The 21,570-nt window shown below is 40.9% G+C and carries 26 protein-coding genes and 1 pseudogene; 20 read left to right on the plus strand and 7 right to left on the minus strand.

All coding sequences use genetic code 11. The annotated features are described in order from the left end of the window. Positions 1–22: 22 nt before the first annotated feature. The 5 genes from ctaD to ADA55_RS13215 all read left to right on the plus strand — a co-directional run bounded on the left by ctaD (position 23) and on the right by ADA55_RS13215 (position 4,581). Complete coding sequence (ctaD, locus tag ADA55_RS13195) at positions 23–1,894, plus strand: cytochrome c oxidase subunit I (protein WP_048684531.1); 1,872 nt, start codon at positions 23–25, stop codon at positions 1,892–1,894. Next, positions 1,894–2,523 (plus strand): cytochrome (ubi)quinol oxidase subunit III, encoded by a 630-nt coding sequence (locus ADA55_RS13200; protein ID WP_048684533.1) that lies wholly within the window; start codon positions 1,894–1,896, stop codon positions 2,521–2,523. The genes ctaD and ADA55_RS13200 overlap by 1 nt, the downstream gene beginning before the upstream one ends. Before the next feature lie 3 nt (positions 2,524–2,526). Next, entirely contained in the window at positions 2,527–2,862 is a 336-nt protein-coding gene (gene ctaF / locus ADA55_RS13205; protein WP_048684534.1) for a cytochrome c oxidase subunit IVB, read from the plus strand. A 138-nt stretch (positions 2,863–3,000) separates the two neighbouring features. Further along, positions 3,001–3,912, plus strand: coding sequence for a cytochrome c oxidase assembly factor CtaG (ctaG, locus tag ADA55_RS13210; RefSeq protein ID WP_309247788.1), 912 nt, complete (start codon positions 3,001–3,003; stop codon positions 3,910–3,912). A 207-nt stretch (positions 3,913–4,119) separates the two neighbouring features. Next, positions 4,120–4,581, plus strand: a complete 462-nt coding sequence (locus ADA55_RS13215) for a DUF420 domain-containing protein (protein WP_048684536.1) — start codon at positions 4,120–4,122, stop codon at positions 4,579–4,581. Positions 4,582–4,688: 107 nt separating this feature from the next. Here ADA55_RS13215 and ADA55_RS13220 read toward each other — a convergent pair whose 3' ends face one another. Continuing rightward, positions 4,689–5,051, minus strand: a complete 363-nt coding sequence (locus ADA55_RS13220) for a YugN family protein (protein ID WP_034313973.1) — start codon at positions 5,049–5,051, stop codon at positions 4,689–4,691. Positions 5,052–5,396: 345 nt separating this feature from the next. Between ADA55_RS13220 and ADA55_RS13225 the strand changes: the two genes are divergently transcribed. Continuing rightward, complete coding sequence (locus ADA55_RS13225) at positions 5,397–6,431, plus strand: CAP domain-containing protein (RefSeq protein ID WP_226990469.1); 1,035 nt, start codon at positions 5,397–5,399, stop codon at positions 6,429–6,431. Positions 6,432–6,565: 134 nt separating this feature from the next. On the opposite strand, the pseudogene ADA55_RS27970 reads toward ADA55_RS13225, so the two are convergent. Then, positions 6,566–7,295, minus strand: a pseudogene (locus ADA55_RS27970) (transposase). A gap of 545 nt (positions 7,296–7,840) precedes the next feature. Between ADA55_RS27970 and ADA55_RS13235 the strand changes: the two are divergent. From ADA55_RS13235 to ADA55_RS13250, 4 genes are read left to right on the plus strand one after another with little or no spacing between them, the layout of a single operon-like run. Next, entirely contained in the window at positions 7,841–8,272 is a 432-nt protein-coding gene (locus tag ADA55_RS13235) for a YlbD family protein (RefSeq protein ID WP_048684542.1), read from the plus strand. A gap of 12 nt (positions 8,273–8,284) precedes the next feature. Then, the gene (locus ADA55_RS13240; RefSeq protein WP_034313959.1) at positions 8,285–8,527 is read left to right on the plus strand and encodes a YlbE-like family protein; all 243 of its coding nucleotides are present in this window, start codon (positions 8,285–8,287) and stop codon (positions 8,525–8,527) included. Between the two features lie 60 nt (positions 8,528–8,587). Continuing rightward, a complete protein-coding gene (locus ADA55_RS13245) occupies positions 8,588–9,013 on the plus strand; it encodes a hypothetical protein (protein ID WP_048684546.1) in 426 nt (141 codons plus the stop codon). 60 nt (positions 9,014–9,073) lie between these two features. Continuing rightward, positions 9,074–9,523, plus strand: a complete 450-nt coding sequence (locus ADA55_RS13250; RefSeq protein WP_048684662.1) for a YlbF family regulator — start codon at positions 9,074–9,076, stop codon at positions 9,521–9,523. A gap of 173 nt (positions 9,524–9,696) precedes the next feature. Here the strand turns inward: ADA55_RS13250 and ADA55_RS13255 are convergent, their stop codons facing one another. Continuing rightward, positions 9,697–10,020, minus strand: coding sequence for a hypothetical protein (locus ADA55_RS13255; protein WP_048684550.1), 324 nt, complete (start codon positions 10,018–10,020; stop codon positions 9,697–9,699). A 138-nt stretch (positions 10,021–10,158) separates the two neighbouring features. Between ADA55_RS13255 and ADA55_RS13260 the strand changes: the two genes are divergently transcribed. Continuing rightward, a complete protein-coding gene (locus ADA55_RS13260) occupies positions 10,159–10,434 on the plus strand; it encodes a YlbG family protein (protein ID WP_048684554.1) in 276 nt (91 codons plus the stop codon). Positions 10,435–10,488: 54 nt separating this feature from the next. On the opposite strand, the gene ADA55_RS13265 is transcribed toward ADA55_RS13260, so the two are convergent. Further along, the gene (locus tag ADA55_RS13265; RefSeq protein WP_048684555.1) at positions 10,489–10,878 is read right to left on the minus strand and encodes a DUF7147 family protein; all 390 of its coding nucleotides are present in this window, start codon (positions 10,876–10,878) and stop codon (positions 10,489–10,491) included. Between the two features lie 470 nt (positions 10,879–11,348). On the opposite strand from ADA55_RS13265, the gene rsmD reads away from it, so the two are divergent. Then, on the plus strand, positions 11,349–11,924 hold the full coding sequence (rsmD, locus tag ADA55_RS13275) for a 16S rRNA (guanine(966)-N(2))-methyltransferase RsmD (RefSeq protein WP_048684558.1): 576 nt from the start codon (positions 11,349–11,351) through the stop codon (positions 11,922–11,924). Then, positions 11,925–12,416 (plus strand): pantetheine-phosphate adenylyltransferase, encoded by a 492-nt coding sequence (coaD, locus tag ADA55_RS13280; RefSeq protein WP_034313942.1) that lies wholly within the window; start codon positions 11,925–11,927, stop codon positions 12,414–12,416. 39 nt (positions 12,417–12,455) lie between these two features. Here the strand turns inward: coaD and ylbJ are convergent, their stop codons facing one another. Then, positions 12,456–13,673, minus strand: coding sequence for a sporulation integral membrane protein YlbJ (gene ylbJ / locus ADA55_RS13285; RefSeq protein ID WP_048684560.1), 1,218 nt, complete (start codon positions 13,671–13,673; stop codon positions 12,456–12,458). A 306-nt stretch (positions 13,674–13,979) separates the two neighbouring features. On the opposite strand from ylbJ, the gene ADA55_RS13295 reads away from it, so the two are divergent. Both ADA55_RS13295 and ADA55_RS13300 read left to right on the plus strand, forming a co-directional pair. Further along, positions 13,980–14,777 (plus strand): patatin-like phospholipase family protein, encoded by a 798-nt coding sequence (locus ADA55_RS13295; protein ID WP_034313939.1) that lies wholly within the window; start codon positions 13,980–13,982, stop codon positions 14,775–14,777. Beyond that, positions 14,767–15,792, plus strand: coding sequence for a SepM family pheromone-processing serine protease (locus tag ADA55_RS13300; RefSeq protein WP_048684565.1), 1,026 nt, complete (start codon positions 14,767–14,769; stop codon positions 15,790–15,792). The genes ADA55_RS13295 and ADA55_RS13300 overlap by 11 nt, the downstream gene beginning before the upstream one ends. Before the next feature lie 90 nt (positions 15,793–15,882). On the opposite strand, the gene ADA55_RS13305 is transcribed toward ADA55_RS13300, so the two are convergent. Then, positions 15,883–17,088 (minus strand): nucleotidyltransferase, encoded by a 1,206-nt coding sequence (locus tag ADA55_RS13305; RefSeq protein ID WP_048684568.1) that lies wholly within the window; start codon positions 17,086–17,088, stop codon positions 15,883–15,885. A 219-nt stretch (positions 17,089–17,307) separates the two neighbouring features. On the opposite strand from ADA55_RS13305, the gene ADA55_RS13310 reads away from it, so the two are divergent. The 4 genes from ADA55_RS13310 to ADA55_RS13325 all read left to right on the plus strand — a co-directional run bounded on the left by ADA55_RS13310 (position 17,308) and on the right by ADA55_RS13325 (position 19,681). After that, positions 17,308–17,829: a YceD family protein gene (locus tag ADA55_RS13310; protein WP_048684570.1), complete on the plus strand. Its 522-nt coding sequence runs from the start codon at positions 17,308–17,310 to the stop codon at positions 17,827–17,829. 65 nt (positions 17,830–17,894) lie between these two features. After that, the gene (gene rpmF / locus ADA55_RS13315) at positions 17,895–18,068 is read left to right on the plus strand and encodes a 50S ribosomal protein L32 (RefSeq protein WP_034313929.1); all 174 of its coding nucleotides are present in this window, start codon (positions 17,895–17,897) and stop codon (positions 18,066–18,068) included. A gap of 70 nt (positions 18,069–18,138) precedes the next feature. Continuing rightward, entirely contained in the window at positions 18,139–18,981 is an 843-nt protein-coding gene (locus ADA55_RS13320) for an enoyl-CoA hydratase/isomerase family protein (RefSeq protein WP_311765529.1), read from the plus strand. Between the two features lie 79 nt (positions 18,982–19,060). After that, positions 19,061–19,681 carry an RsfA family transcriptional regulator gene (locus ADA55_RS13325; protein WP_048684572.1) on the plus strand — a complete coding sequence of 207 codons (621 nt, stop codon included), beginning with the start codon at positions 19,061–19,063 and terminating at the stop codon, positions 19,679–19,681. Positions 19,682–19,725: 44 nt separating this feature from the next. Here the strand turns inward: ADA55_RS13325 and ADA55_RS13330 are convergent, their stop codons facing one another. Then, the gene (locus ADA55_RS13330; RefSeq protein ID WP_048684574.1) at positions 19,726–20,214 is read right to left on the minus strand and encodes an N-acetyltransferase; all 489 of its coding nucleotides are present in this window, start codon (positions 20,212–20,214) and stop codon (positions 19,726–19,728) included. Between the two features lie 469 nt (positions 20,215–20,683). Between ADA55_RS13330 and ADA55_RS13335 the strand changes: the two genes are divergently transcribed. Continuing rightward, a complete protein-coding gene (locus tag ADA55_RS13335) occupies positions 20,684–21,568 on the plus strand; it encodes a 2-dehydropantoate 2-reductase (RefSeq protein ID WP_048684575.1) in 885 nt (294 codons plus the stop codon). The last annotated feature ends 2 nt before the right edge of the window (positions 21,569–21,570 follow it).

Below are 21,570 nucleotides of genomic sequence, written 5' to 3' on the forward strand. Positions count from 1 at the left end.
CATTGATTAAGGAGGTTAAATCGTGAGTACGTACGCTAATAAAAAAGGATTTGGCGCTACGCTTTGGGATTATCTGACGACGGTAGACCATAAGAAAATCGCCATTTTATATCTTATCTCTGGCGGGTTATTCTTTGTAATCGGCGGTTTGGAAGCGATGTTTATCCGTATCCAGCTTGCAATCCCAAATAATGACTTCGTAAGTGCCGGATTTTATAATGAAATATTGACCATGCACGGTACGACTATGATATTTTTGGCAGCCATGCCGTTGGTGTTTGCTGTAATGAATGCGGTCGTACCCTTACAGATAGGGGCACGTGATGTTGCGTTCCCATTTTTGAATTCGTTAGGTTTTTGGCTGTTTTTCTTTGGAGGAGTCTTTCTGAATCTTTCATGGTTTTTAGGGGGGGCTCCTGATGCGGGCTGGACATCATATGCATCACTTTCCCTGCACTCCGAAGGCCATGGTATTGATTTTTACGTCCTGGGATTACAGATATCAGGATTGGGAACATTAATTGCGGGGATCAATTTCCTTGTAACCATTATCAATATGCGTACACCTGGTATGACATATATGCGTATGCCGCTGTTTACATGGTCAACTTTCGTTGTTTCCGCATTGATATTATTCGCTTTTCCTCCGCTTACGGTAGGATTGGTGTTAATGATGTTCGACAGGATGTTCGGCTCGAATTTCTTTGATGTAGCAGCTGGCGGGAATACGATCATTTGGGAGCATTTATTCTGGATATTCGGTCATCCGGAGGTATATATCCTAATCCTTCCTGCTTTCGGAATTTTTTCCGAGATTTTCGCTACCTTCTCAAGAAAAAGATTATTCGGATATTCATCGATGGTATTTGCAACCGTCTTAATCGGTTTCTTAGGTTTCATGGTTTGGGCGCATCACATGTTTACCACTGGTTTAGGTCCTATCGCGAATGCAATCTTTGCCGTGGCGACCATGGCTATCGCAGTACCGACAGGTATTAAGATATTCAACTGGATCTTTACGATGTGGGGAGGAAGCGTCAAGTTCACGGTACCGATGCTTTATGCAGTTGCCTTTATCCCAACATTCACCATGGGTGGCGTGACAGGTATCATGCTCGCATCAGCACCTGCTGATTATCAATACCATGATAGTTATTTCGTTGTTGCCCATTTCCACTATGTAATCGTCGGTGGGGTTGTATTGGGCTTACTGGCTGGAATCAATTTCTATTGGCCGAAAATGTTTGGAACGATGTTAAGCGAGAAATTGGGACAAATCACATTTTGGACGTTCTTGATCGGTTTCCATTTAACATTCTTCATCCAACATTTCTTAGGTCTAATGGGGATGCCTCGCCGCGTATTTACATTCTTGGACGATCAAGGTCTCAATACAGGTAATATGATCAGTACAGTCGGTGCCTTCTTAATGGCATTTGGGGTATTGGTTATGGTCATCAATATCATCATTACATCTGTTAAGAATGAGAAAGTCGGCAATGATCCATGGGGAGACGGCCGTACGCTTGAATGGGCCATTCCATCACCACCGCCGTTTTATAATTTCAAACAACTTCCGCTTGTCCGCGGATTAGATCCTTACTGGGTTGAAAAAATGGAAGGGAAAAAGGAAATGACTCCTGCTGAACCACTTGGGGATATCCATATGCCTAATTCATCCATTCTGCCTTTAATAATTTCTTTCGGTTTATTCGTAGCCGCATTCGGTGCTCTATATAATATGGATGATAAGCCATGGTCACTGCCTATCATCATTGTCGGGCTTTTGATCACTTTCGCTTCAATGTTTATCCGTTCCGTTAAAGACGATCATGGATATCACATTCATAAAGAAGAACTTATGGACGATAAAGACAAGGGAGGTAAGGCATAATGCAAACAGATGAAAGATTCACGGATGCCACTTGGCCTGCTTCTCCCGAGAAAGCGACTTTAGAAGGTAAAAATAAGTATTTGGGATTCTGGTTGTTTCTTGGTGGAGAGACGGTACTATTCGCCTCACTTTTTGCAACTTACCTTGCATTGAAGGATAAAGTTCCAAATGGTGATGCAGCCTTAGCTAAAGACTTGTTCGAATTACCACTGACATTTGTAGCAACCATGCTGTTATTGACCAGTTCATTAACCAGTGTGTATGCGATGTACCATATGAAAAATAACCATTTTAAACAAATGCAAGCATGGCTTGTCATTACGGTTGCACTTGGTTTTGCTTTTCTAGGTCTTGAGATTTATGAATTTAATCACTATGTTCATGAATTCCATCATACCTTTACGAGCAGTGCATTCGGCTCCGCGTTCTATACGTTAGTTGGTTTTCATGGAGGACACGTTGCTTTCGGTTTGGTTTGGATCATATCTCTAATGGTTCGGAATGCAAGAAGGGGCTTGAATTTATATAACGCTCCTAAATTTTATGTTGCGAGTCTATATTGGCATTTCATTGACGTAGTCTGGGTGTTTATCTTTACTGTCGTATACTTAATGGGAATGGTGGGATAACTGATGGCGAATGAACAATCAAATTCAGCGAACCCGAATGTCGATTTAAAATATCGCCGTAAGAAAAATGCTGAAGAGATGAAACACCAAGTGATATCATTTACACTTATGATTTTCTTTACATTACTTGCTTTTGCTGCTGTAGGAATTGAGGGTTTTTCACATTGGTTCATTAAACCAGTCATTTTGCTGCTGGCAGTTGTACAAGTGATTTTCCAATTGTATTATTTCATGCATATGAAGCATAAAGGTCATGGCACCATTGCATTGTTCTTATTTTCCGGGCTTGCAGTCGGCTTGATAACGGTCCTTGTGTTCACAACGATTGTTTGGTTATAGACCATAAAGAAAATCGGCTATTGAATGATAGCCGGTTTTCTTTATGTGATGAGCTAGAAAATGAATCCAAGTTTATCTATATTTGTTACCAGGTTTCATTTTAGATATAATGAAAGTAAGAAAAAGTTCATGAACGAGGTGATTTTTTTGTCTATTGATATTTTCGGATTTCGTGCTTTATGGAGTCCTTATTATTTTGCCGTCCTCGTACTTATAACCGTTGGCTATTTTTGGCTGGTGACAAAAAAAAGGGAAAAGTTTTCGGGCAGTTCATCGCTTTCCGTTAAACAGGCTACTTATTTTTTGATAGCCATGTTCCTTCTATATGTTGTAAAAGGATCGCCACTGGACTTATTGAGCCATATCATGTTCAGTGCCCATATGTTTCAAATGGCACTGCTTTATCTCGTGATCCCGCCTTTATTTATCATTGCGGTTCCAGATTGGCTTATAAGAACTTTCATAAATTCAAGGGGAGTGAAGACGTTATTTCAATTTTTCACGAAACCTCTTGTCGCCCTTTTACTATTTAATGTTCTTTTCTCTCTGTACCATATCCCGTTAGTATTCGACTTTATCAAAACTGGTATGTGGTTTCATGCCGGATACACGGTCCTTTTATTTACGACTGCCGTTTTGATGTGGTTCCCGCTTGTCAATCAACTGCCGGAACGTGAAAGTCTATCAGGTGTGAAAAAAGTAGCTTATATTTTCGGCAGTGGCATTCTAATGACCCCTGCTTGCGCTTTAATCATTTTTGCTAATGATCCGATGTATGATACATTTACGAATGCGGAATCTTGGGCGAGTGCCATGGAACTTTGCGTTCCTGCTTCAGCACTGTCGGGCTTAACGCTCAGTGGCCCGGAAATGTTCAATGGACTGCCGTTGCTTGAGGATCAACAGCTTGGTGGGGTTCTGATGAAGGTGATTCAAGAAATCGTTTTAGGCTATGTATTAGGTGTCATTTTCTTTGCTTGGTTCAAAAAGGAGAATGGCGGCCAAAGTGATATCGATCCGATACCTTCGGATTTTCAGACTGTAGAATAATTGTAAGATAAAAGACTTGTCTTGGGGCGGACAAGTCTTTTATCTGCCTTTGCCTGATTTTCGAATTAAAGCAGATTGCCAGTGATTTGACTTGGCTATTCTTTAAAAGTGAGCATTCTGTTAATAATCCTTGATTTTATTGAATTTTACGATTGCCTCTTATAAAATGGTAGTTGATTAATAAATATAGAGAGGACTACACTTCATATGTCTTTACCAATCCTTCCAACGATAAGTACAGCCTTCATTGTATTAAGTGCCATCACTGTTGCAATAGGCTGGTATCAAATTAAACAACGCAAAATCGAGACCCATAAAAAAACCATGATGGCAGCTGCGATTTTTGCGGTGATCTTTTTCACTATATATCTTTCTCGGACGGTCTTCATTGGTAGTACGTCATTTGGCGGACCCGATGACATAAAAATTTATTATACGATTTTTTTGATTTTCCATATAACGCTTGCAACAACTGGAGCTGTTTTGGGGATCATCATGCTTACCACTGGGTTTAAAGGTAAATTCGCGATTCATAAGAAAATCGGGCCGGCGACCAGCATCATTTGGTTTTTCACTGGGATTACTGGAGTAGCTGTTTACATCCTGCTTTATGTGATTTATCATGGCGGCGAAACAACATCTTTAATAAAGGCGATCCTTGGATTTTAAAATGACAAAAAGCCTGGTGCAAAAAAAGCATCAGGCTTTTGTATTGAACAAAAAAGAGAGCATCACACATGATCCTCTCTCTTTGACCCACTTTTCGCTAACGGCTTTTACAGGCCGTTGAATTGTGTAAGTTCTTCTTTGATTTGAGCGAGGATTTTTTCACTTTGTTTAACTAGTGATGCAGGGAAATCCTCTCCTTCACCATATTCAACTCCGTGTGGATAATAGTGTTTTCCTAATAGAGGAACCATTAATTTGATGACGGCCCTGTGAGCGCCAACATCGCCCTCTGTAGCATAGCCAAGTATTCTCAGGTAAAACGTGCCTTCTTTTAATTCGAACTTACGATCGTAACTGACTCTTTCGTAATCCCATTGTTCTGCTCGTATTAAACCATATTGCGGCATTAGGTCATCTAGTCGGTTTAAGTCGGCTGTGATGTTTTCGATTCCAAAGCTTTCAAATTTCACGAGTAGTACCTCCTATGTTTACTATTGAGAATTAAAATGACATACCGGGAAAATATTATGTACATGAATATATTAAAAATCTCCAAGTATGTTTATAATATACCATTTTATCCTATATTTTATAATAGTACGAAATGGTTGAAGTTGCAATGAACTCAACCATTGTATTTCAATCATTCACAAAAGTTCCATTTTTTAAATAAATTTAATGAAGGGGCAGTCTATCGTAAATTAGAAAATTATGATTGAACAGTGATATAATCAGGAAAGAAAGGTTTTTGCATTGGATACATAAATTAGATAGAGAGAGGGAGTGTTCCTCTGCGCAGTTTAGGTAAGGTGTTGGTGTTAATCATTATTTTTTTCGTAATCGGTATTTATCTTAATATCGGCGATGAAGATGAAGGGAACCCTCTTATTGATGGTAACAAAGGTGTTAACCCCAATGGACATATAAATGAAAGAAGCACTTCCTCTGAAAAGGAAGGGGTTACTGAAGTGACAGAAGGTCTGGCAGTAACGATCGGGAAAAATGCAAAAGAGATAGAAAGGGAATACGGTAAGCCGGATCGAATTGATTTGTCTGCCTATGGATATGAATGGTGGGTTTATAAAAAGGACTATAATAATTATTTCCAATTAGCCGTTGAAAATGAAAAAGTGGTATCTGCTTACGGAATCGGTGATGAGGTCAATGTCGCTCCTTTTAAAATTGGACAATCGATTGATGCCATCTATTCCAGTTTATATGTGGAACCTACTGTTGATATTGAAGTTGGTCACAGTTCCTATCGTTTTGAATTGTCGGAGGAAGATATGAACATGAGGCCGTTAATTGATTTAGGGAATATTAATGTTCAGCTTTATTTGGATAAATTCACGGGGACTGTTTCAAGCATCCGATTTTTGAATGATTCCGCCCTATTGAAACAAAAGCCATATGAGTTGACCTATCATGGTGAACTTGTGACAGTTAAGGACCTTTCAGATGAGGACATGGCGAAAGTGGAAGATGGAAATGAGCAGCAAATATTCGATATTACGAATATCATGCGCAGCAGATTTGATTTGAAGCCTTTAGAATGGGATGCCGCTACTGCGGAGGTTGCTTACCTTCATAGCCGGGAAATGAAGGACACCCCTGAAGGAACCCATGTTTCTGAAACAAAGGGGGATTTGGAAAATCGTCTTGATGCAGGTCATGTGAAATACAGGGCGGCCGGTGAAAATATAGCAGCCAATTATGTGGATGCAGCTGCAGTCATGGAAGGTTGGCTAAATAGCAAAGGGCATCGGGATGCGATGCTGAGCGAGGAATTTACAGGTCTGGGCGTCGGGGTATATAAAAAGTATTACACCCAGAATTTCATAAAGAGATAAAAAAATGGACCCGGTTTGGGTCCGTCTCAGTTTGTAGACAAAAAGGGTTCGGAATTAAAAAATTCCGAACCTTTAATATTCCCTTTGAAATTTTGACCAAAGGTTAAGAGATTTAAGCACTTCGAGCCACTATGTTATGCCATTTTAGGACCTTGCCATGTCCACGTGGCCATCTTCTTTATTTATGGCAGCGAAAGTAAGCATCGCATGCATCGGCAATTTTTCAAGTCCCCTTAAAGTAGTCCATCGCATACCATGCTTTTCTTTTGCATCTGCGAATATACGCTCAACCGTTTCTTTGCGTTTCGCATATATAGATTTTATATCTTGATGAAGACGCAATGATCTGCTTCTTCCTTATCAAATTTATCTAGTGGAAAAGGCTTCTTTCCATGGTTTTCACGATCTTGATTTATTTCATCTGGAAGACGTCATTGATATGCTCGTGTTTCTATGCGTACGATTTTCTTTTCAATTTGCGCTTATTCGCATTGGCTTTCACATGTGTGGAATCGCGAATACGTGTTCAGCGCTTATTAACTTTCTATCAGCAGCTGTTATTAAGGTGCGATAGAAAATCTGTTCAAACGGGTCTGTATCTTTAAAACGTCGCTCATAATTTTTCAGAACTTTGAGAAGTGAGGTGCTTATTTAAGAACCAACGGTAAGCCATATTTTTTTCAGCTTCTTCAATCGCTTTACGCATGGAACGAATAACGAAGGTATATTGAATGAATGACAGTTTAACTAAAATAACTGGAACAATACTGCGCGTCCTACCTCTGAATACATACCTTTCACCAAGTCATAAATGAAAGTGAAGTCAATGGAAGCCTCACTGACCAAATGGTTCGCCGGCACCAGTTAATCTAAAGTAATCATTACAAGTTGATCTCGAATGGAAATATGTTTCGAAAGCATCCTCATCACTTCAAGTTTTAATAGATCTATTTCAAAACAAAAGACTGTAGGCTAAAACATAGTTGATTGGAACGGCAGGTGCGAGACTCCTGCGGGAATAGCGAGTCCAAGGGAGACCCCACAGGCGCAAGTGCGCCGAGGAGGCTCCCGGACCGCCCGCGGAAAGCGAGTGCCTGAAGTGGAAATCAACGTCGAAATTTGTACAAGCAAAAAAATGTAGACAAACTCGTTTTTCATCGAGTTTGACTACAGTCTGAAATGGACCCGGTTTGGGTCCGTTTTCTTGTTGTGGATCATATTTTTAAATTGAAAAAGGTCCCAACCATTTGCATTCCCCTCGATGAGGATCGTTTGCTAAAGGAGGTTTTTACATAACGAACTTGGACTCCGCTTCCACGCCCCATTGCATTTGAAAAGGAATTTATGCACTTTTTATCTACCTTTAGCATATGGTGCAATAGGCGATGTCTAAGTGTGAGGTGAGAGTAATGGCAAAAAGAAAGCGGCCCTCCGTGGATGGATTTCGGGAGTTTGTAAAGGAACATCCTCATTTAGTGAATGAAGTGAGAAGCAAACAAGCAACATGGCAGGAACTTTTTGAAGAGTGGTATTTACTCGGAGAAGATCATCCGCGCTGGCAGGCTGACGGCAGTGTGGGTGAGCCCAAAGAGGATACAGGATCTCCATCACCGCCGGTTGAAAAGGGAGACCAAAGCACTGAGTTGATCGGTTCGTTAATGAGTGCCGTTAAAAACATGGATATGGGGCAGATTCAACAATATATTACGAATGCCAATCAGGCCATCGGTGCAATCCAAGGAGTGCTATCTGCTTTCCAAGGGAATAAATCAGGTGATACCAGTCCTCCCCCAAAAGAAAAAGAGCAGAGAGCTAACCCTTTTTTATTCACCAAAGATTAAGGAGGGTTTTTCATGCGCCAGAATATATATGAATTCATTCAAACAAACGAAGATATGCGAAATTATTTGAGGGTTCAGCCTGCATGGTACAAAAGATTAATGCGTAATCCACATGAAGTGGATGTGTTTGAAACCGAAGCTAAATATTATTTTGAGAAGTCGATTCCACATCGGGTCTCTAAATTTTCGGAAAGCGTTCAGGTTGCCTCAATGATGCTTCATATGTTTCAAGCGATGAATGCTCCAAGTGAATGAAGAAAATAAGAGTAAATTACTCCTTTTGGCGAACAATAAAAGCAAAAGGGGGACGATGGAATGAGAAAGTTGATATTGGCTCTAACAGTGTTGATGGCAGCGACGGGTTGTGGCAAGAAAATACCCGAACCTGAAAACTCAGGAGTAGCCATACAAGGTGTATCTACACTAGAGGCTGCCACCACTGTATCGAGCATCAAAAACTCAGATGAGGACTTTCGGGTAAAAACATTTGTAAAAGGCAACTCCGTCTACGTTGAGTGCTACTTGAAAAACTATGGTTTTTCTGAATCAAATCCTGAACAATTGGCGACTGTGTCCGTATTTATTGATAATCAAAAGAAAGTCGATATGAAAACGGCAGCATTTATCGTAAAGGATGTCCCGAATGGCATGCATAAGATAAAGCTGGAGATTTTGAATGGTGCAGGTGAAAAAACAGGGCTGCAAAAAGAGATTGAGGTACATATCACTTCCTCGATTTAATCAAACCATTAGCATCTAAAAGGGAGAAATGGTAAAATGGTTGTGGAGGTGAGCTTGTTAATGCTTGCTACTATGGAAATCATCGACATTTTACATCAGGCTGATGGATTAGCTGAAATGATCCTTCATTCTGAAATAGGGGAAGAATACCTCCTTAGTTTATATAAATTACAAAAGGACAAAGAGGCCCAGCGGATAATTTCCAAGTTTACTTCGCTTAAGGATCTATTTGAAGATGTTCAAAGGTTCGGTAAATATCATCCGGATTATAAACGCATTAATTTAGAAACGAGGCAAGCTAAACGAGACATGGATATGCATCCTGCCGTTGCAAGGTTTAAGCGGGCGGAGACCGAGTTGCAATCCGTTCTTGATGAAATAAGCGGAAGAATTGGCCGAGCTGTTTCTGAACAGGTCAAAACCCCGGCTGGGAATCCATTTTTTGTTTCATCCGGCGGATGTTCAACGGGAAGCTGCGGAACCGGGGGAAGTTGCGGGTGCTCTGCTTAAGGTAATGGCCAGATTGGGAACATTCAGGGCCGGTATATAACATGCAGCCATCGAAATTCGACATTAATACGGAGTTCGGTGGCTGTGTCATGTTTGGAACCTCGCCGAAACATGGTCATGAACCGATGCATGTTCTTTCATTGTACATATTCCGGATACGTGGCAAAAAGCGATTAACTGCGATATAAAATACAATCCGGACAAAGGTTGCCGCAGCAAAACATCTTTTGCTGCGGCACATAAAAACGATGCCGGAATACATATAAATGTTCTTCCTGCCGTACGAAAATGGTTTCACAATGAAGCTGCTTGCCACGCATTGAAAGGCTTGCGGCTGTTTTTATTAAGAGAGAAAGCTTACCATCATCATTTGGTGCCGGATGATAATGGATATATATAAAGGGGATTCCTGTGAACTTTTTTATCGAAGCTTGGGTAATTTCATCATTATCCAATAGATGATCAATAAATTGATGCCAAATTTGGTTTAAATCCATCGTTTGTTTGGCTCCCTTCACAGTGTATATATTCATAATAGTGAGAGAATTTTGTTTATAATCTTTTTTTCTTGGTTGAAAGTAAAGATTCTGCTATGCTACACTTAGTTAAAACCTTTATAAAAGGGAGTTATTGATATGCTTGGAGCGAGACAGGGAATCATCGTCTATTTACATACATTGAAACAAGCCAAAATGCTTAGGAAATTTGGAAATATCCATTATGTTTCAAAAAAGTTGAAATATGTCGTGCTTTATACGAATATGGATGAAGTGGAACCACTGGTGGAAAAACTGAATAATTATTCGTTCGTTAAAAAGGTGGACCTTTCTTACAAGCCTTTTTTGAAGGTGGAGTTCGAAAACTCCAAACCGGATAAAGCGAAAGAATATGATTATAAAATGGGAATTTGAAAAAAGCTGACTCATGCGGAGTCAGCTTTTTCATTTTCAGGGCAGCAACATCTTTCAACCTAATGGCGGCAAATATCTATTCATTCGCAAAATGCCGATTAAATGCTGGTAGTACAACTCGATTTCTGCAAAGAGCACCGAAGGTTTCACGTCGATTTCAATAATTGGCCTATCCAGTTCCTCAGCCAAGTTCTCAAAAAGTTCATAGCGTTTGTTTTTGGTGGCATGTGGGTTAGGGATACCTTCACGGCAAATGTAAAGCGGCTGGAATTTCCCGGGATCTGTGGGCTCCATGATGATGACCAATGACGTTACCTTTTTATCATTTATAGTAGTATGCATGGCCAAGAGCCTTGCAACTCGATGTTTCTGATTGCGGCCTACTTCCAGCAACTCATATATATCGGAATATCCTTGTCCAATTTCAATAAAACGTTGAATCAATTAAACCTCTCCTAACTAACTTATTATTCATTACTTTATCATTATCCCTCATAAAAGAGAAGGACAACTTCATTGACGAATGATGATAAAGGAAATTAGAAATAAGTGGTTTATCAATAAAAAAAGCCCTGCAAAAATATGCAGGGTCCTTCTATGTCTAACTAAGGACCAGAAGGCAAAGGGAGAGGAGAAACCGGAGGAAGAACTTATGGGGAAACGTAAGCCTTCTCCGCGGTTGGCAACAACACCTAAAAAGGAATGTTGTTATTCACATTATTGCCAAAAACCACTTTATTATTCAACATGTAAAAGATTTATAAAAAGAATGGATATCTACTATCCGTGGTACGAAATAATATGTTCTTTTCATCATTGAAATGAAGCCAAATGGGTTTAAATATTGGCTAGCTTTTTCTAATATGTTAGGATAGGAAAGTAACAGAAATTTGTCATAAAATGTGGTGAGAATGATGAGGGTCGTTTCCGGAATTTGCAAAGGAAGACCACTTAAGGCTGTACCGGGTACAGGAACCCGGCCGACTACTGATAAAGTCAAGGAATCCATTTTCAACATGATTGGTCCTTATTTCGAAGGAGGGCTGGTCCTCGACTTGTTTGCCGGAAGCGGTGGACTGGGAATTGAAGCGTTAAGCAGAGGCATGGAAAAAGCCATATTTGTCGACCGGGATTTTAAAGCAAATCAAACGGTTAAGGCTAATTTGGAACTATGCAAGTTTTCAGACCGTGCAGAAGTTTATAAAAATGATTCAGAACGTGCATTAAAGGCTTTGGTGAAAAGGGAAATGACTTTTGAATTGATTTTTCTTGATCCACCTTATAAGAAACAAAAGCTAGTTGAGATTCTTGAAGAAATACATAAATACCGATTGCTGAACGATATGGGATACATTGTTTGTGAGCATGGCCATGATGTTACTTTGCCAGAAAAAGTTGGTGACTTTACCGTTAAGAGAAAAGAAGTTTATGGCGTCATTGCCGTTACGATTTATCAATGGGGAAACGTACACGAACAGGGGGAACTATGAATGTCCAAAATAGCGATTTGTCCGGGGAGTTTTGATCCAATAACATTTGGTCATCTTGATATCATTCAAAGGGGAGCGAATGTTTTTGATGAGGTATATGTGGTCATCGTGAACAATTCAGCGAAAAACTCTCTTTTTACAGTGGAGGAGAGACTGGAACTGATTACTGAAGCGACTGCCCATATGCCGAATGTTAAAGTGGATTTCTATCAGGGATTGACGGTCGACTATGCTGAAAGCGTTTCCGCGAATGCCATCATCAGGGGATTGAGGGCGACTTCAGACTTTGAATATGAAATGCAGGGAACTTCGATGAACCGATTCCTTAACAATAAAATAGAGTCATTCTTTATCATGACGAAAAATCAATATTCTTTCTTGAGTTCGAGTATCGTGAAAGAGGTAGCGAAGTATGGCGGGGATATTTCCGAACTAGTGCCAAGTGTCGTCCAGAAAGCTCTGGCCAAAAAATACGAGGAACTGAAAGGATAGAAAAAAGAGCATTGCCAACGCGCAATGCTCTTTTTTGGTTTACGAAAGGCCTTTGAATAACCTTTTGGTAAATATGATGATGTATAGGATCAAAAACACGAGTGTTAGAATGGGACCTATTTCAAGCATGCTTTGATATAGGGAATTCGCGTGGTCACCGGATCCGCTGACCGGGAATGCGTTTATCGGGCTGCCGCTGTACATTTTGCCTTTATAGAATGGTTCCCAAAGCAGGACGGTGATAATGGATGCAAGAAGGCCATGTGCAATCCTAGCCAGAAAAAAGGGAGTGAAACGAATGTCCGTTGCGGCAATGATGCTGGCAACTTGCGCTTGAATGCTGAACCCGTTGAAAGCTAAGATGAAACTTGTCATCACGGTTTGCTGAAAGAGTGTCGCCTCTTCGACCGTGCTGGTTAATTTTGAACCTAGAGTCATTTCAAACATACCTGATATGAAGGGAAGGCTTAAGGAATCCGGGAAATTAAAAATATGTAGAATTCCTCCGACCCCAGATGCTAGCAATCCGGTGATGTTCATATGAAATAAAAGCTTGTTCACCACAGAAAAGAGAATGATGAACCCCCCGATCATCAATAGGGTTTGGATGGATGAGAGTACTGCATCTCCAAGTAAACTGCCAAATGGTCTTGTTTCTTTTATTCTGGTTCGATGCATTTGACTAAAGGCTTGTCTTATGGAGGGGAGCTTGGTCAGTACTTTTGCATGGGATTTTTCTTCTTTCCAACGGTAAAAACGCATGATGATGCCTACACAAATATTTCCTAGGTAGTGGGAAAGTGCAAGGATGATCCCTAAATGAGGGTTGTGGAAAAAACCAACGGCAACGGCAACGAATAGGAACAATGGATTGGATGAATTAGTAAAACAAACGAGTCTTTCAGCTTCAATGCGGGTCAATTGTTCTTCCTGACGAAGCCTTACAGTGAATTTCGCCCCGGCTGGAAACCCTGATGCAAGCCCCATCGCCCAAACGAAACCTCCCACTCCTGGTACACGGAATAAGGGACGCATAAATGGTTCGAGCATGACACCGATGAACCTGACAACCCCAAAACTGATTAATAACTCCGAGAAAATCAAGAAAGGCAGAAGCGAAGGGAAAACAATTGTCCACCAAATATTCAGTCCGCCTTTGGAAGCTTCAAAGGATTCTTGGGGGAAGATGATCAAGCCAACTGCCATCATCGTGACGGAGGTAGCTAACAGTACTGTTTTAGATTTTGATTTTAGCAAAATTCAGCCTCCTCTTGAAGGTTACTAAATAAGGGCAGTTCGTTTCGTATATAATAAAATATGAACTTCTTTTTCTCGAAAGTAAGCGCATGATGGAATAAGGATTGTACCGACATGTAAAGAGGGATGATCCGCACAATGGAATTTCCGCGCAGCCCTTCACTTACATTGGCTGCATGGAATATATCTGCCATGCTTGTTTCACTGTCAATATAAATAATATGCTTCTATAAATCCGTTTAAGACCATAACTTTGAATGAGTGTTATTTCAATATTTTGAACTAGTTAAAGCGGGAGGGATATCTTTGTCGAAACCAAAGGTCGGGCTTGCACTTGGGTCAGGAGGAGCTAGGGGGTTTGCACATATTGGCGTGATAAAGGTATTGCAGCAAGAAGGCATTCCGATAGATATGATTGCTGGAAGCAGCATGGGAGCAATGGTTGCAGCCTTTTATGGAGCGGGGTCGGATATCGAGAGGCTGTATAAGTTGTCCCGTGCATTTAAGCGGAAGTATTATTTGGACTTCACCATACCTAAGATGGGCTTCATTTCGGGTAAGCGGACAAAGGATTTAATCAGGGTATTTACATATGGCAAGAAATTTGAAGAACTTGATATTCCTGTGGCGGTGGTAGCCACTGATATAAAAACGGGGGAAAAAGTCATTTTTCAGGAAGGTCCCATCGCGCCGGCTGTAAGGGCAAGCATCTCCATTCCCGGGATTTTCATTCCCGAAAGAATCGGAAACAGACTGCTTGTTGATGGCGGCGTAGTTGACAGGGTTCCTGTTTCAGTTGTGAAGGATATGGGAGCAGACATCATAATTGGTGTGGATGTAGCCCACGTGAAACAGGATATGGAGATAAACTCCATATATGACGTCATCATGCAAAGCCTCGATATCCTGCAAATGGAGCTGGTTAAAAGCAGGGAGTTTGCTTCAGACGTCATGATACGCCCCAGGGTTGAGAAATACAGCTCGAAATCATTTACAAACGTACAGGAAATAATTAGTATTGGAGAAGAAGCAGCAAGAGGTAAGATAGATCAAATTAAGCAGAGCATTGTTACTTGGAAGGAGTCCTTTGAAGATGAGCCGTAAAACGTATGTACGCACTTTCCTGGTGGTGGCTATACTTCTCATAGCATCAGCCCTTTATTCCCTACCTTTTTATGTATCGAAACCAGGAATGGCTAAAGAATTGGAGCCAATCATTGAGGTATCGGGAGGAGATGAAGCAAAAGGAAGCTTTATGTTAACCACTGTAAGGATGGGCCGGGCGAATATATATTCCTACATGATGGCGAAGTGGAGCAAATATCAGGAGCTTTATCCTGAAACCTCCATCAGAAGCGAAGATGAAACAGATGAAGAATATAATATCAGGCAGCTCCATTTAATGGATGGTTCTAAAAATAATGCCATTAAGATCGCATATGAAAAAGCAGGGAAAGAAGTCGAATACGAGTACCTGGGTGTATATGTTTTGGACGTGCTAAAAGGAATGCCAGCAGCAAAAGAGCTGAAAGCGGGCGATCAAATCATTCAAGTTGATGATGTTAAATTCAAGTCTGCACAGGAATTCATGGACTATATTAACGAAAAGAAGGCTGGAGATGAAGTTAAAATAGTTTATAAGCGGGAAGAGACGGAGAAAACGGCCGTTCTTTCATTGCAGCCTTTTAAAAATGACCCAAATAGGGTAGGAATCGGCATTTCGCTGGATGACAATCGAAGAGTGACCACAAAACCGGCGATTGCCATAGATTCAGAACATATAGGCGGTCCTTCGGCTGGTTTAATGTTTTCGTTGGAAATTTATAATCAATTAACGAAAGGCGATCTTACAAATGGATATGACATAGCGGGTACAGGGACGATGTCTGATGATGGGACAGTCGGTCCAATTGGTGGAATTCAACAGAAAATTGTTGCAGCCGATAAGTCTGGAGCCGAAATATTCTTTGCCCCGAATGAAAACGGAGCAGCGGGTTCGAATTATGAAGATGCACTCATTGCAGCAAAGGATATTGACACTGACATGAAGATCGTGCCGGTTGACAACTTTGAAGATGCAGTAGCCTATTTAACTAAGCTAAATGGAAAAGAAAAATGAAAAAAAGCGCAGGCAGTCATCTACTGTTTGCGCTTTTTTCATTTTTCTTTTTACACTTAAGGATGATACGGACCAAGCTTGAATCCTTCTTCATTTGAAAATGACGGGAGATTCATATTCACGTTTCATCAATGCAGCTTGATGCGGCTCGGGCAAGCCCAGTGCATAAACCTGTGCCGCTCGCAAGTCCATATCGATGTCCTGCTCCCGATAGGACGAAAGTTTAGAGACGAGAGGGAGGGGCAAGCCTTTTTTTACAGAACGAAGATATTCTTGTCCCCGGCCATTCATGCCAAGAAGTCTGATATAGGCCGGTTGGTCATTATGAATCACCTGTTCCTTGAATGTATGCGTCAATATATGGACACACATCCGCTGCAGCCGTGTCCATGTGTAGCGTTTTGTCTTCAGCGCTGCCATGAATCCAGAAAAGCTCGAAGATTGGTTGGCCATCTTCTTCATTCGGTGCTCTATGCCTTCCTCAACTTCGTATATTCCTGCCAATTCGGTTAAAGAGGAGGAAAGGATACGGTATTTCAACATGGACCAATACATTTCCCAGTCATGCAAGGCATGGTAGTGCGTTAAATATTGCTCAAGGCCACTCATCGTCGCTTGAGGAATGTAACTGGAAACAGAATGTAATTCCTGGTGTTCATGGATGGCTTTACGTATCCCCGTTGCGCTGGCAATAGGGTCTTTGGACAACTTTGTTTCATGGTACCCGGCAGCGACCCTTTGAATCGTATAAGGGCGAATGGAGTAGCCGTTAGAAAGGGCAGCACTTACATATTCCTTTCCAAGGATATTATTCGGCTTCGTCAAATCCAATGCCGCATCACCATGGATGATCGAACGATAAGCCTGGGCAGCACTTGCCGGATAACTATTACCGGCATCCATGGCCGATTTGATTGCGGCATCGAATGCAGCGGAATTTTCCGAAAGGATTCTGTGGGCGATGATGAATGGTTCAATTTTGCCATCCTCGCTTCCGAAGCAAAAGGAGTCACAGCCAAGGGATTCCAAAAGAGCAATAGATCCTTTTGCAAATATTTCAGCCTTCTGTGTCGCGAAAGCATATGGCAGCTCAATGACAAGATCAATGCCGCCATTCAAGGCCATTTCAGCGCGTGTCCACTTGCTGACGATAGCGGGCTCGCCACGCTGTAAGAAGGGCCCGCTCATAACAGCGACAACAACATCTGCACCTGTTTTTTCTCTACTTTCTCTTGCATGTAAAACATGTCCATTGTGAAAAGGGTTATATTCGACTACTAAACCGCAAGCTTTCATTCGTTCACCTCAGAGAAAAACTTTGTATTTTATCAACTTAGTGCTAAAATAGTATTTCAAGTAAAATTACTATAAGTAATCGTCTGGATTTTTTGTTAGAAATGATTCATAAAACTTAGACAATCAGTTAGGATGACTACATTATAGTGTAAAGAAAAAATATTGACAAACTTATAATTGAAAGCTATAATTATTTTTGTTGCCTTGAGGTGATTTCATTTGAAATGGACGATTAGTCAACTTCAAAAAATTCGGGACAAAGATTTACGGTTTGATGAACTGGTGGATGTCTTGGACATTAGAGAAAGAGACCCGCAAATTCGCGATGTTTCTCCGATCAGAGTAGCAGGAAGAGCTGATATCAGCTCGACCGAGATTACTTTTCACTTGCATCTTTCAGGTGAATTAACATTACCTTGCTCCCGTACACTGGTAGACGTTAAATATCCGATTGATATTGATACAAAGGAAACCTTTCTTTTAAAGGCAGATGGCACAGATTTCTACGGAGATGATGTCACTGTTGTGGAAGGCGACGTTGTAGACCTAATACCGGTAATTAAAGAAAATTTATTGCTAGAAATTCCGATGCAGGTTTTTTGTGAGGATGTCGATTCGAATGAAGCTGCTCCTCAATCTGGGAAAGACTGGGCTGTTATTTCCGAAGAGGAAAATGAGCATAAGGTTGATCCGAGATTTGCAAAGCTTGCCGACTTTTTTGACAACAATAAAGAATCTTGATTGGAACGAAAAATCGTTAATCCGATTTTTCCAGCTTTTTTATATTTTTTAAGGAGGTGGGAATAATGGCTGTACCTTTTAGAAGAACGTCGAAAACTGTAAAAAGAAAACGTCGTACGCACTTCAAGCTTCAAGTACCTGGTATGGTAGAATGCCCGAGCTGTGGTGGAATGACTCTTTCACATCACGTTTGTAAAGAATGTGGAACATATAAAGGAAAAGAAGTTGTCGCAAAATAATTTCTTGACCTACTTGAGAGCTTAGCTCTCTTGATGCAACACGCTAATCAAAGCGCAGGGATTTTTCTCTGTGCTTTTTTTACAAATATATTTGGCAGAATATTTCGAATCATTAGCGTTTGCCGATGATTTTGGAGAAGGTGTTTACATGGGTCAGGTGATTGAAGTTGAAATGGATAAACGCGGTTTCATGAAGCTCCTATTTAATAGACCGGAGAAAAGGAATGCCGTGAATTATCAGCTGATGGACGAACTTGAGTCGATATTGTCGGAAGCTGCAAGCGATGATGAAGTTAAGTTGCTGGTCCTGACCGGCGCGGGCTCTGAGGCGTTCTGTTCAGGCGGGGATCTAAGGGAATTTCAGGATTTGCATACAGAAGAAGAGGCCTTTTTTATGTTATCGAAAATGGGTGAAATTCTGTATAAACTAGCAGTTTTCCCAAAACCGACAATGGCGCTAATCAATGGAAGTGCTTTCGGCGGCGGATGCGAAATAGCGACAGCTTGTGATTTCAGGTTAGCAAAGAGGGAAGCTAGGCTAGGGTTTGTACAAGGTACTCTAGGAATAACGACTGGCTGGGGCGGAGCTTCGCTCTTACTTGAAAAAATACCAGAGCAAAAAGCGCTAAAGCTATTATTGGATGCAAAAATACATAAAGCTGAGGAAGCGAAGGAACTTGGTTTCGTAGATGAGGTAGTCGGAGAAGGTACGGATGGATGGGAATGGTTTGCGGAAGATTTTCTTCGCCATGAGACAGGGGTATTGATGGCCTATAAACGATTGCTGGTCCATAAATGGCAGGATAGCGGGCTTAAAGGAAGAATGGATGCGGAAATCCGTGAATGTTCCAAACTGTGGGCGAGTGATGAGCACCATGCTGCAGTCGAGCGTTTTCTAAATAAGAAAAAATAAATATTACACGCTCTATATATCTTCTATCTTTCCTAGCATGTGCATATTATGAATTAAAACTTGCTAAGGAGGTAGAGAGATGACGATTGCGAGACAAGATGCATGGACTCATGATGAGGATCTGTTGTTGGCTGAAGTGGTACTGAGGCATATACGGGAAGGCAGTACACAATTAAAGGCGTTTGAAGAAGTGGGGAAACAGTTATCAAGGACATCTGCTGCTTGTGGGTTCCGTTGGAATTCCTTTGTTAGGAAGCAATATAAATCAGGGATAGAGCTGGCGAAAAAACAAAGGAAGGAACAGGTAGTCAATAATCCTGAAGTGGAAAGGGATTCGATTGCAGCGGTCGAAAATGTCACGATTGAAGAAATAACGCCCGAGCATGAAGATAAAGAATCTATTACCCTTCAGGAAGTTATATTATATTTAACCAAAATGGATGAATTCTTTCAGCTTGATAATAAGGAAAAAGAACGGATTTCTGAGCGTTCCCTATTTCTTGAACGGGAAAATGTCCGATTACTGGAAGAGAATGTCCTGCTTAAGGAAAACCTGAAAGCTGTTGAGGAAGATTATCGTGCGTTAATGCAGATCATGGAGCGCGCAAGAAAACTTAGTGTCCAGGAGGACGAAAAGGCGAATCCGAAGGTGAGTTTTCAAATGGATAAGAATGGTAATTTGGAAAGGGTCAATAAATAAAAAATGCGGGTGGGAAAATCCGCCCGCATTTTCTTGATGCTTCCTTATTCTTGTGTATCTATTTCTTTCTTATCTTGTATGTCAAATGGGCTCCAAATCAGCGGGTTTTCTCCGAGGTCCCTGTCCAAGTCATAGGAAACAGCAGAAAAACCCATCTTTTTCCAAAAGTCTTGTGAATGGACTCTTGGGTTGGTTTTGATAGGCATGTTCAGGCTTTTGGCGAATTCGACCAAAGCTCTTCCATAACCTTTTTTCTGATAGTTAGGCAGGACTTCAAGTTTCCAAAGAACAAGGAAATCCCTGGAATTGTCAAAATACTGGTCGAATTTAGCGCTTCTTTTATACAGGCTCATGCGAGCTACAAGTTTATCGCCATAAAAGATTCCGTAAAAAGGTGATTGGCTGTCATTTTCGATGATGTTACCCTCTAAATCATCTAGCATGGACAGTTCCTGTATCCCATATTCTTTGAATTTTTTGAATTCCTCAAGCGTTTTAAAATTTACAAGTAATCGTTCAACCTTGTATTCCATAAAAAAGCTCCCCCTTAATTCTGATAAACCTCTTCCGATAGTACCCTTTGAAAGTCATCCCACTGATCTTTGCCATGTGGAATTTCAACTTAGGTTAAATCTAGTATGACATCATCGACTTATCCTAGCTGACTAAATGCTTATAGCCTTTTATCCCCCGCCCTTTTCCCTTCAATTTCTCTTCGGGTGAGTTTGGAGTTATCTTTTGTTCCTGTAAAGTCTTCAAAATGGCTAAGCTTTTCGTATCTAATATACCATTAAATTAACACTTAAAGAAGAAAATATATCTTCAATGGCGTATTAATCATTCTTTCCATTGGTATTTTATGATGAGCCATCGATAATGGCAGTTCCATCGTTTCATTCAATCAGATTGGCTGCGTTTTCCAACGATGGGAAAATTGGTGCAGGCTAAAAAAGATAATGTGATAAAATAGTAAATATATTTCAAAAAGTAAGGAAGGTTATTATGAGAATTGGAATCATTGGCGGAGGGGCCATAGGGCTGCTGTTTGCGTCCCATTTAAGTGAAAAACATAATGTGACTCTCTATACTCATACTGCGGATCAGGCGTCCATCATCCAACGTGATGGAATCCGTCTTATTGCGGATGGTGAAAACCGACTGCTGACGGGCATCATTTCCAAAGGGCTGGATGAAGGGATATCGGATGTGGATCTTCTTATAGTGGCCGTCAAGCAATATCACCTGCCGCAAATACTGCCTAGGATCAAAGGTATTAAGGTTCCATTGCTATTCTTGCAGAATGGCTATGGGCATATTTCTTATTTAAAGCAGCTTCAATCCCCGACCATATATGTGGGGGTAGTGGAGCATGGAGCATTGAAACATGACGGGAATACCGTGGAGCATACGGGGCTTGGCATTACAAGGATCGCTTCCTTTAGAGGGGAACTTGGGCAACTATCGCTCGTGAATGAAAGGATCGATCATTTTCCTTTTACGACGAGTGAAGATTTTCACTCGATGCTGATGGATAAACTTGTCGTCAATGCGGTGATAAATCCATTAACGGCGATACTTGGTGTGGAAAATGGCGGTTTAATCACTAACTCTTTTCACAACCAATTATTTCAAGATCTTTTTGGGGAAATCTCCGGTATTTTGGAAGTTCAAAATAAGGATGAGTCATTTGAACATGTGAAATCCGTTTGCATGGCAACTGCTGAAAATCGATCGTCCATGCTAAAAGATTTAGAAAATGGCCGTAAAACGGAAATTGATGCCATTTTGGGTCATATCCTCTCGGAGGCAAAGAGTAAAGGGAAAAGTGATTGCCTGACGTCTTCTCTATATAAGATGGTCAAAGGAAAAGAGTCTCAGGGGGGATGAGG

Source organism: Bacillus sp. 220_BSPC, assembly GCF_001054655.1.
Classification (GTDB): domain Bacteria; phylum Bacillota; class Bacilli; order Bacillales; family DSM-1321; genus Peribacillus; species Peribacillus frigoritolerans.